8 protein-coding genes and 1 pseudogene are annotated in these 10,625 nt (G+C 77.0%); 2 read left to right on the top strand and 7 right to left on the bottom strand.

Features of this window, described 5'->3' with window-relative positions; translation table 11 throughout:
* Positions 1 to 313 (bottom strand): annotated as a pseudogene (locus tag CS2_RS16225) (hypothetical protein); the annotation flags it as partial.
* A gap of 132 nt (positions 314 to 445) precedes the next feature.
* Between CS2_RS16225 and CS2_RS16220 the strand changes: the two are divergent.
* Positions 446 to 916: a hypothetical protein gene (locus CS2_RS16220; RefSeq protein ID WP_070320761.1), complete on the top strand. Its 471-nt coding sequence runs from the start codon at positions 446 to 448 to the stop codon at positions 914 to 916.
* A gap of 83 nt (positions 917 to 999) precedes the next feature.
* Here CS2_RS16220 and rho read toward each other — a convergent pair whose 3' ends face one another.
* The 4 genes from rho to CS2_RS16200 form a co-directional block, all read right to left on the bottom strand.
* Positions 1,000 to 3,030 (bottom strand): transcription termination factor Rho, encoded by a 2,031-nt coding sequence (gene rho, locus CS2_RS16215; RefSeq protein ID WP_070320762.1) that lies wholly within the window; start codon positions 3,028 to 3,030, stop codon positions 1,000 to 1,002.
* A 342-nt stretch (positions 3,031 to 3,372) separates the two neighbouring features.
* On the bottom strand, positions 3,373 to 4,353 hold the full coding sequence (gene thrB / locus CS2_RS16210; protein WP_070320760.1) for a homoserine kinase: 981 nt from the start codon (positions 4,351 to 4,353) through the stop codon (positions 3,373 to 3,375).
* Positions 4,354 to 4,358: 5 nt separating this feature from the next.
* Positions 4,359 to 5,450 (bottom strand): threonine synthase, encoded by a 1,092-nt coding sequence (gene thrC, locus CS2_RS16205; RefSeq protein ID WP_070320759.1) that lies wholly within the window; start codon positions 5,448 to 5,450, stop codon positions 4,359 to 4,361.
* 33 nt (positions 5,451 to 5,483) lie between these two features.
* Positions 5,484 to 6,800, bottom strand: coding sequence for a homoserine dehydrogenase (locus tag CS2_RS16200; protein ID WP_070320758.1), 1,317 nt, complete (start codon positions 6,798 to 6,800; stop codon positions 5,484 to 5,486).
* Between the two features lie 290 nt (positions 6,801 to 7,090).
* On the opposite strand from CS2_RS16200, the gene CS2_RS16195 reads away from it, so the two are divergent.
* On the top strand, positions 7,091 to 7,765 hold the full coding sequence (locus tag CS2_RS16195; protein ID WP_070320757.1) for a biliverdin-producing heme oxygenase: 675 nt from the start codon (positions 7,091 to 7,093) through the stop codon (positions 7,763 to 7,765).
* Between the two features lie 97 nt (positions 7,766 to 7,862).
* Here CS2_RS16195 and CS2_RS18910 read toward each other — a convergent pair whose 3' ends face one another.
* Both CS2_RS18910 and CS2_RS19165 read right to left on the bottom strand, forming a co-directional pair.
* Entirely contained in the window at positions 7,863 to 10,319 is a 2,457-nt protein-coding gene (locus tag CS2_RS18910) for an HtaA domain-containing protein (RefSeq protein ID WP_070320756.1), read from the bottom strand.
* Positions 10,320 to 10,436: 117 nt separating this feature from the next.
* Positions 10,437 to 10,625 (bottom strand): hypothetical protein (locus CS2_RS19165; RefSeq protein WP_217997398.1); only part of this gene is annotated, 189 nt, incomplete at its 5' end.

The following is a 10,625-nucleotide window of genomic DNA, read 5'->3' as shown; positions in this document are numbered from 1 at the left end:
GCCACGACGCGTCGCACGCGCGGGCGTCGAGCGTCGCGCGCCACGCCCCGGCGTCGGCCGCGCGCGGGCTCGCGGCGCGCGCGTGCTCGAGCAGCAGGCGACCGAGCGCGGCCGTCCCGCAGCTGCGCAGGTACTCGTCGTCGGCGTCGGCCAGGAGCACCACGAGGTCCGCCGGCGCGACGTCCCCGAACGCCGCGAGCAGCGCGAGGTTCGCCCGCGGCCCCGGCAGCCCGGAGTGCGTCGTCAGCAGCTCGGTCACGGCGGCCTCGCCCGCGGCGCACGCCGCGGCCACCCGCTCGGTCCACGCGCCCATGCGGGCATCGTCCACCCGACGCGCGCGCCGCACCCGGGACCTGCGGGCGCCCCGGTGCAGGAACGACGGCCCGCGCGTGGCAGCATGCGACAGGCCGCGAGACCGCGGCGACCGACCCCCCGGAGGACACGCATGGGCCTGCTGACCGACTACTTCCGCGCCGCGGACCAGGACGCCGCGCGTGCGCTCGGGTCGCGCGAGGACGCCGGCCCCCTCACGCCCGTGCCGGGCGCGGGGCCGGGCACCGCCACGGTCGACGGCGTCGAGGCCAAGGGCATCGAGCCCGTCGTCGTGCTCGGCTCGCTGATCTCGGCGATCACGGGCGAGGACCACGACGAGGACCCCGCGCTGGTCTGGCCCGACGAGGAGTCCGCCGCCGCGTCCGACGGCCCGTGGGTCGTCGAGCTGCCCGCGTCCACGCGCGACGCGCTCGCGTCGCTCGACGACGAGCGCGCGCCCGGCGTCGCGGAGCGCTGGGCCACCGCCGAGGAGCTCGCCGGCGCGACCGGTGACGACCTGCACCCGTTCGTCACCGACCTCACGGCCCTCGCGCGCCGCGCGGTCGCCGCCGACGAGCAGCTCTACTGCTGGATGAGCCTGTAGCCGCGCCGGACCCCGGCCGGGCACGTCGACGGCCCCGCACCCGGGAGGGTGCGGGGCCGTCGGCGTCGGTGCCGGTGGCCGGGTCAGACGACCTTGCCCACGCCGTCCTCGAGCGCGGGGCCGTTGTGCCCGGGCGTCGTCTTCTGCACCTGCAGCAGGAACTCGACGTTCGACTTGGTCTCGCGCAGCTTGCCGAGCAGCAGCTCGATCGCCTGCTGCTGGTCGAGCGCACCCAGCACGCGACGCAGCTTGTAGATGATCTTCAGCTCGTCGCCGCTCATGAGGACCTCCTCGCGGCGCGTGCCCGACGCGTTGACGTCGACCGCGGGGAAGATGCGCTTGTCCGCGAGGCCGCGCGACAGGCGCAGCTCCATGTTCCCGGTGCCCTTGAACTCCTCGAAGATGACCTCGTCCATCTTCGAGCCCGTCTCGACCAGCGCCGAGGCGAGGATCGTGAGCGAGCCGCCGTTCTCGATGTTGCGCGCGGCGCCGAAGAACTTCTTGGGCGGGTACAGCGCCGAGGCGTCGACGCCGCCCGACAGGATCCGGCCCGACGCGGGCGCCGCGAGGTTGTAGGCGCGCGACAGGCGGGTCAGCGAGTCGAGCAGCACCACGACGTCCTGGCCCAGCTCGACCAGGCGCTTGGCGCGCTCGATCGCGAGCTCCGCGACGACCGTGTGGTCCGACGCGGGGCGGTCGAAGGTCGAGGCGATGACCTCGCCCTTGACCGTCCGCTCCATGTCGGTGACCTCCTCGGGGCGCTCGTCGACGAGCACGACCATGAGGTGGACCTCGGGGTTGTTCGCGGTGATCGCGTTCGCGATGTGCTGCATGATGATCGTCTTGCCGGCCTTGGGCGGCGCGACGATGAGGCCGCGCTGGCCCTTGCCGATCGGCGCGACGATGTCGATCACGCGCGGCGTGAGACGCCCCGGCTCGGTCTCCAGGCGCAGGCGCTCCTGCGGGTACAGCGGCGTGAGCTTGGAGAACTCGGGGCGCTGGCGCGCCTCGTCGGGCGTGAGGCCGTTGACGGTGTCGAGCCGCACGAGCGCGTTGAACTTGCTGGGACGGCCGCCCGGCGCGGGCTGCTCGCCCTCGCGCGGCTGCCGCACGGCACCCGTGATCGCGTCGCCGCGGCGCAGGCCGTGGCGCTTGACCTGGTTGAGCGAGACGTAGACGTCGTTCGGGCCCGGGAGGTAGCCGGTGGTGCGCACGAACGCGTACGAGTCGAGCACGTCGAGGATGCCCGCGACGGGCAGCAGCACGTCGTCCTCGGCGACCTCGACCTCGTCGAAGCCGGCGAGGTCGCCCGTGCGACCGCGGCCGCGCTTGCGGTCCCGGTCGCGGTAGCGGTCGCGCGAGCGGCGACGGCGGCCGCCGCGCTCGTCGTCGTCCGCGGCGTCGCCCTGCGGGGCGGCACCACGCGTCGCACCCTGGCGACGGTCGTCCTGCGCGCGCTCGTCGTCGCGGGCCTCGGCCTGCCGACGGTCGCCCGCGCCCTGCGCACGGTCGGAGGCACGGTCGGGCGCGCGGTCCTGACGGCGCTCGGCCTGCTGGCGGTCGCGCGAGCGGCGCTCGCCACCCTGCTCGTCGTCCTGCGGCGCCTCGGGCTCGACGGCCGCGGGCGCACCCGCACCCCGACCGGCACGGCGCGAGCGGCGCTCGCCGGTCACGGCGGCCACGGCGTCGACCGCGCGCGCGGCACGGTCGTCGCGCTCCTCGTGCGGCGCGAGCCGCGCGTCGAGTGCGGCCTCGAGGCCCGCGAGGGCGTCCTGACCCGTCGCGGCGCGCGGCGCGGTGCGCGACCGGCTCGCGCGGGGCGCGTCGTCCTGGGCCTGCGCCACGGGCGCGGGCGCCTCGGCCGCACGCTCGGCGGGAGCCTGCGCGGGCTCCTCGACGACGGCCCGCGCACGACGCGTCGTGCGCGCCTCGAGCGCCTGCGGGCGCTCGCCCGAGCGCGCGGCGGAGATCGCCTGCACGAGGTCGCCCTTGCGCATCTTGCTCGTGCCCCTGACGCCGAGCTGCGCGGCGAGCGACTGGAGCTCGGGCAGCTTCATGGCGGAGATGCTGCCCGCGGCCGAGCCGCCCGCGGCGGCGTCGATGGTGTCTGTCACGAAGGATCCTTCCCCCTCGTCGGGGCCCTCCCGGTGCTCCCGGGGCAGGGCCGGCACCCGGTCGGCGACCAGGTGGAGCGTGACCACGCGTGCTGCGTACGACGACGTGTGCTCACGCGGGCGGGATGTTCCCCTCGTCGTCGACTCGGGTGACCGTCCGGCGGTGTCCGCGAGCAGGAGGTCGCAGACCTCGGTCGTCCGTCGACGGTGTCGACGGTCGGATCCGCAGGGGGCCGGAGGACGAGGTCCGGGGAACGTCGAACAGCCTAGCACCGCGGGTCCGACGCCCGTGGCCGCTCGCGGGGGTTCACCCGCGACCGCCCGGACCCGGCCGCGCGCGCGTCAGTCGAGCAGGGTCGCGACCGTGCCGCCGGTCGCGTCGACCGGCAGCGGGAGGACGCGCCAGCCGGCCATGACGCCGCCGAACGCGTCGGCGACCGCGGCGTCGGCGTCCGTCCCCTCGGTGCCGTGGCGCTCGCCCGCGCGCCGCGCGAGCGCCAGGACGGTCGGACCGGCGCCCGAGACGACCGCGGCGACGCCGCGCGCCCGCAGCGCGTCGACGAGCGCGAGCGACGCGGGCATGACCGCGCGCCGGTACCCCTGGTGCAGGCGGTCGCCGGTCGCCGCGAGCAGCAGGTCGGGGCGCCGACCGAGCGCCTCGACGAGCAGCGCGGCACGACCCGCCTGCCACGCGGCGTCGGCGTGCGGGACCTGCGCGGGCAGCACGCCGCGCGCGGCGTGCGTCGACAGGTGACCGGGCGGCACGATCGCGACCGGCGCGACGTCGGGGTGCACCGCGAGACGCGCGGCGCGGACCGGGGGCAGGCCGGTCGCGGCGACGCCGCCCGCGGGCGCGTCGTCCGACCAGGCGACGGTCAGGCCGCCGAGCAGCGCGGGGGCCGCGTTGTCGGGGTGCCCCTCGAGGCGCGTCGCGAGCGCGAGCGCCACGTCGTCGTCGAGCGCGGCGGGGTCGGCGACCAGGCCGCGCGCCGCCAGGATCCCCGCGACCACCGCGGCGGCCGACGAGCCCAGGCCGCGGCCGTGCGGCACGCGGTTGCGGCACACGAGGTGCAGGCCCGTCTGCGGCGCGCCCACGTGGTCCAGCGCGGCGCGCAGCGCCCGCACCACGAGGTGGTCCTCGCCGTCGGGCACCTCGCCGGCACCCTCCCCCGTGACCTCGACCCGCACGTCGGGCGTGCCGAGCGCGCGGACGTCGATCTCGTCGTGCAGCCCGAGGGCGACGCCGAGCGCGTCGAAGCCCGGGCCCAGGTTGGCCGACGTCGCGGGCACCCGGACCCGGACGTGCGCCGCACGCAGCCGCACGGCGGTCAGGCCAGCTCGAGCGCGTCGGCGATCGACACGACGTCCGCCTGCACGCGCACGGGCTGCACCTCGCCGCCGTCGGCCGTGCGCAGCGCCCACTGCGGGTCCTTGAGCCCGTGGCCCGTGACGGTCACGACCACGCGTGCGCCCGCCGCCACGAGACCGCGCTCGGCACGCGCCAGCAGGCCCGCGACGCCCGACGCGGACGCGGGCTCGACGAACACGCCGACGTCGGCCGACAGCACGCGGTGCGCCGCGAGGATCTGCTCGTCGGTCACGGACTCGATGACGCCGCCCGACACGTCGCGCGCGTCCTCGGCCTGCCGCCACGAGGCGGGGTTGCCGATGCGGATCGCGGTCGCGATGGTCTCGGGGTGGTCGACCGGGTGCCCGAGCACGATGGGTGCGGCGCCGGCGGCCTGGAAGCCCCACATCGCGGGCGTCCGCGTCGCGACGGCGGGCAGCGCGGCGCCCGCGTCGAGCCCGGCGTACTCGCGGTAGCCCTGCCAGTACGCCGTGATGTTGCCCGCGTTGCCGACCGGCAGGCAGTGGATGTCGGGTGCGTCGCCGAGCGCGTCGACGATCTCGAACGCGCCGGTCTTCTGCCCCTCGATGCGGTCGGGGTTCACCGAGTTCACGAGCTCGACGGGGTACGCCTCGGCGAGCTTGCGCGCCGCGACCAGGCAGTCGTCGAAGTTGCCGTCGACCTGCAGCAGGCGCGCGCCGTGCGCGACCGCCTGGCTGAGCTTGCCCATCGCGATCTTGCCGTCCGGCACGAGCACCGCGCAGACCATGCCGGCGCGGGTCGCGTACGCCGCGGCCGACGCCGACGTGTTGCCCGTCGACGCGCACACGACCGCGCGCGCGCCCCGCGCCGCGGCGGCGGAGATCGCCGTCGTCATGCCGCGGTCCTTGAACGACCCGGTCGGGTTCATGCCCTCGACCTTGACGTGCACGTCGGCACCCGTGAGCGCCGACAGCGCCGGGGCGGGCACGAGCGGCGTGCCGCCCTCGCCCAGCGTGACGACGCGCTCCTGGACGTGCGCGGGCAGACGGTCGGCGTACTCGGCGATGACGCCGCGCCACTGGTGGGCCATGGGTTCGGCTCTCTCGGGTGGGTGGGGTGGGTCTCAGAGCACCGGCAGCACGGACACGACGCGGCGCACGACGTCGAGCGCCGCGACGGCGTCGACGGTCGTGCGCAGCGCGCGCACGGGGGCGGTGTGGGTCGTGATGACGAGCGTGGCGGACGCGTCGTCGCCGGTGGCCCGGGGCGTCTGGCGGACCGACTCGATCGACACGTGCTGGTCCGCCAGCGCGTGCGCGACGCGCGCGAGCACGCCCGGGCGGTCGTCGACCTCGAGGCGCACCTGGTAGCGCGAGCGCGCGTGGCCCGCGTCGAGCACCGGCAGGTCGGCGTGCGAGGACTCGACCGGGCCCTTGCCGCCCAGGACGCGGTGCCGCGCGACCGACACGAGGTCCCCGAGCACGGCCGACGCGGTGGGCGCACCGCCCGCGCCGCGACCGTAGAACATCAGCTCGCCCGCGGCCTCGGCCTCGACGAACACCGCGTTGAACGCCTGCCGCACGCCGGCCAGCGGGTGCTCGGCGGGCACGAGCGTCGGCTGCACGCGCACGAGCACGCCGGCGGTGCCGTCGTCGCCCTGCGCGCGCTCGGCGACCGCGAGGAGCTTCAGCACGTGGCCCGTGCGCCCGGCCCACTCGACGTCCTGCGCGGTGAGCCCGGTGATGCCCGCGCGCTCGACGTCGTCGAGCGCGACCCGCGTGTGGAACGCGAGCGACGCGAGGATCGCGGCCTTGGCGGCGGCGTCGTAGCCCTCGACGTCGGCGGTGGGGTCGGCCTCGGCGTAGCCGAGCGCCTGCGCCTCGGCGACGGCCTCGTCGAGCCCGTCGCCCGTGGTGGTCATGGAGTCGAGCACGTAGTTGGTGGTGCCGTTGACGATCCCGAGCACGCGCTGCACGGTGTCGCCGGCCAGCGACTCGCGCACGGGTCGCACGATCGGGATGGCGCCGGCGACCGCGGCCTCGAAGTAGAGGTCGACGCCCGCGGCGTCGGCCGCCTGGTAGAGGGCCGGTCCGTCCTGCGCGAGCAGCGCCTTGTTGGCGGTGACGACCGACGCGCCGTGCTCGACGGCGCGCAGCACGAGCGAGCGCGCGGGCTCGATGCCGCCCATGAGCTCGACGACGACGTCGGCGCGGGCCACCAGGGCCTCGGCGTCGGTGGTCAGCAGCGCGCGGTCGACGACCGGGTCGCGCTCGGCGTCGAGCGAGCGGACCGCGACCCCGACGAGCTCGAGCTTCGCGCCCGTGCGCGCCGCGAGCTCGTCGGCCTCCGTGACCAGGCGGCGCACGACCTCCGTGCCGACGACGCCGCAGCCGAGGACGGCGATGCGCAGGACGGACGGGGCGTCGGGCGAGAGGACCACGGGGTGCCTTCCGGACGGGGCGGCCGGCGGGCCGCGCGGGTGTCGTCGGCGCCGCCCCGCACGCGCGTGCGGGGCGTCGACCGCCGCCCAGGATAGGGCGGCGGCCCGCGCACCGTCCGAACCGTCCGGGCTGCGGGCGCGGCGGTCCTGGACGGACGGTCTTGTTAGGCGAGGCTCACCTGATCTACGGTGTCGTCCTGACGTTCTGTCAGCAACCGTCGCGGCACCGCCGCGCGCGTCCGTGCCCGTCCATGCCCGTCCATGCCCCCGCCGCACCGAGGAGCCCGCCCATGACCGCACAGACCGACGAGCGGGCCCCCGGGACCGACGCGGACGTGCCGCTGTCCGCCGCGCTGCGCGCCGGCACGCGCGCCGACCACGAGGACGCCGAGCGCTCGCCGTTCGTCGAGCACCTCGTCGACGGACGCCTGCCGCTCGCCGGGTACGCCGACCTCGCGGCCCAGCAGCACGCTGTCTACCGCGCGCTCGAGGCCGCGGGCGACCGGCTCGTCGCCGCGGGCGCCGACGCCGGGCTCGTGTTCGCCGAGCTCGAGCGCGTGCCCGCGATCGAGGCCGACCTGACGCACCTGCACGGGCCCGACTGGCGCGCCCGCGTGCGCGTCCTGCCCGCGACCGCCGCCTACGTCGCGCGGCTCGAGGAGGTCGGCGACGACCTGCCCCGCTACGCCGCGCACGCCTACACGCGCTACCTCGGCGACCTGTCCGGCGGGCAGGTGCTCAAGCGCATGATCGAGCGCCACCACGGGCTCGACGGCGACGGCGTGCGGTTCTACGACTTCCCGCAAATCCACAAGCTCAAGCCGTTCAAGGACGCGTACCGCGAGCGCCTCGACGCGCTCGACCTCACGCCCGCCCAGCGCGCCGACGTCGTCGAGGAGGCGCGGCTCGCGTTCCGCCTCAACCGCGCGATGTTCGCCGACCTGGGCGCGGCGCACCTGTCCTGACGGGGCGCGGCGCGCCCGCCCTGAGCGGCCGCGAGCACCCGCACCGACGACGACGGGGGCGGCACCGACCGGTGCCGCCCCCGTCGTCGTCCGCACGTCAGACGGTCACGAGCCGCGCACGCCGACGGGCCGCGAGCGCGAGCGCGCTGCCCAGCACGACGAAGACGACCGCCGCACCGGCGGCACCGGCCGCGTCCGCACCCGTCACCGCGAGCCCCGTCGACGTGTCGCACTCCACCTGGCCGCCGAGCGGCAGCGTGAACGACACCGGGTCGAGCGGCTCACCGGCCTGGTAGAAGCCCGCGAACGCCGTCGCGCCCGCGGCGGTCAGCGTCGCCGGCACGCCGCTGTACGCGACTCGGTCCGCGGTCGCCGTGCGCGAGCCCGACCCCAGCGCGAGCGTCGCGAGCGTGACGCGCGAGGAACCCTCGGGCGACGTCACGCTCGCGGTCAGCACGGCCGACGACGCGCTCGTCACCTGCACGCGCGGGTCGGCGACCGTGAGGTCGAGCTGGCCGTGGTGGCCCGTGAAGTGCACTCGGCCCGACCACGACGCGGCCCCGGCGGGACCGTCCGGGTTGAACCGGCCGGTGCCGCCCGACCACGTCCACGGACCGTCGCCCGAGACGCCGGAGGCGCTCACCGCACCACCCGCGACCGGCCCGGTCACGTACGTGCGGAACGAGTCCCGCACGCCCCACGTGAGGGTCGCACCCGTCACGGCACGCGCGACGCACCGTGCGGGCGCCGCCGTGACCGTGATCTCCTGCGTCAGCGTCTGCCCGGCGCCGACCAGCACGAGGGTGTGGCGCCCGGCCGGCGTGCCCGCCGGGACCGTGACCGTCGCCGTGACCACGCCCGACGCGTCGGCCGTGAGGTTCGCGGCCAGCACGACCGGGTCGGAGCGCAGCTCGAGGCGGATGCCCGTCTCGCCCGGGCCGAAGCCGCTGCCGGTCACCGTGAGCTCGCCACCGGCGACGACCCGCCCCGACGTCAGGCCCTCGACCGTGACCGTCCCGGCCTCGACCGGGGCCGGGGTCGGCTCGCCCACACCCGGGAGCGCGGGCGTCCCGGCGAACGAGAGCGGCGTCGCGGTGTCGAACGACCGGTCGGACGAGCCGTGCGCGGCCATCGTCAGCACCTGGAACGGCGTCGTCGCGTGGTCGTACGTCGTGCCACCGCCCGTGAACGTCGACGCGACGCCCGTGAGGTGGACCGTGAACGAGCCGTCGGCCGCGAGCGGCGCGGTCGTCGCGGTCTCGGCCGTCGTGCGCGCGCTCACCCACTTCGCCTGCTGGAACCGCGACGCGTCGGCGTACCAGCGGTCGCCGACCTTCGGTCCGACCGCGACGTACAGGCCGGGGCCGGCGGCGGCCGCGGCGAAGCCCGTGCCGCGGACCGTGAGGTCGAGCCGGCCGTCGGCGCGGACCGTGCGGTCCACGGTCACGGCGGGACCGGGCGTCGGCTCGGGGCTGGGCTCCGGCGTCGGCTCCGGGCTGGGCTCGGGCGTCGGCTCCGGGGTCGGCTCGGGGGACGTGAACGTCAGCGGCGTGGCCGTCTCGTAGGCGGCGACGACGGCACCCGAGCCGGCGTACGTGTAGATGCCGTACCGCGCGCCCGCCGCCGGCGACTTCGCGTCGACCGCCGACTTGTCGACGACGACCTCGGCCGTGAACGACCCGTCGGGCCGCAGCTCGACGGCACCCGCACCGGGGCCGCCGATCGTCGCCATCGAGTCCGCGGGCACGGCCCAGCGCGTCGCGCCGGTCGCCGCGCGCGCGGACGACGGTGCGCCCTGCGACGCGCCCCACACCTCGGGGAACGCGCCGAAGACGACGTACACGCCCGCGGCGCGCCCCGCCAGCGGCGGTCGCGTCCCGGTCGCGAGCGAGGGCAGGAAGCCCGTGCCCTCGACCGTGACGGTGGTCGGGCCGTCCGCCGAGAGCGCGGTCCGCGACACGCGCACGGCGGGAGCGGGGCCGGGCGTCGGCTCCGGGGACGGCTCGACCGTCGGCTCGGGGGTCGGCTCGGGCGTCGGCTCCGGGGTCGGCTCGGGCGTCGGGAACGTCAGCGCGGTCGCGGTGTCGAGCGACCGGTCGGGCGACCCGTGCGCGGCCATCGTCAGCACCTGGAACGGCGTGGTCGCGTGGTCGTACGTCGTGCCGCCGCCCGTGAACGTCGGGGCGACGCCGGTGATCGTGAGCTCGAACGTGCCCTGCGGCGTGAGCGGCGCGCGCGAGTCGGTCTCGGCGGTGGCCGACACGCTGACCCACTTGACCTTCTGGAAGCGCGACGCGTCGACGAACCAGTCGGCACCGACCTTCGGGCCCACGGCCACGTAGACGCCGGGGCCGGCCACGGCCGCCTCGAAGCCCGTCCCCGTGACCACGAGGTCGAGCGTGCCGTCGGCCGCGGGCGTCTGCCGCACCGTGACCTCGGGTCCCCCCGCCGCGGCGGCCGGCAGCGCGGCGACCGCGGCCCCCAGGCTCATGACGAGCGCGGTGAGCGCCGCCGTCAGCCCGCGTCTCGCGCGGGTCGTCGTTCGTCGTTCCATCGTGTTCCTTCCTCGGGACGTGCGGGACCGGGCGGGGGCGCCTCGGGGGTGGGGGTCAGGGGGTGGTGCGGTCGAGCCGCACGGGGTCGCGGCGGACGGCGGACGGCCGCGCGCCGGTCACGACGCGCTGCGCCGGCGGCGCACGACGACGACGGCCGTCGCCACCGCCGCGAGCGCGGCCGCCGCGGCACCCACGGGCACGGCGAGCGACCGGGCCGGGCGCGCGGAGTCGTCGGCCGACGCCGCGACGGACGCGGGGCGCTCGTCCGCGACCGCGGGCCCGGTCGGTGCGTCGGTCGCGGCGGG

Origin of the sequence: Cellulomonas iranensis NBRC 101100 = JCM 18110 (genome assembly GCF_001552375.1) — a bacterium.
Taxonomy (GTDB): domain Bacteria; phylum Actinomycetota; class Actinomycetes; order Actinomycetales; family Cellulomonadaceae; genus Cellulomonas; species Cellulomonas iranensis.
This window is presented reverse-complemented; position numbering and strand designations above follow the sequence as displayed.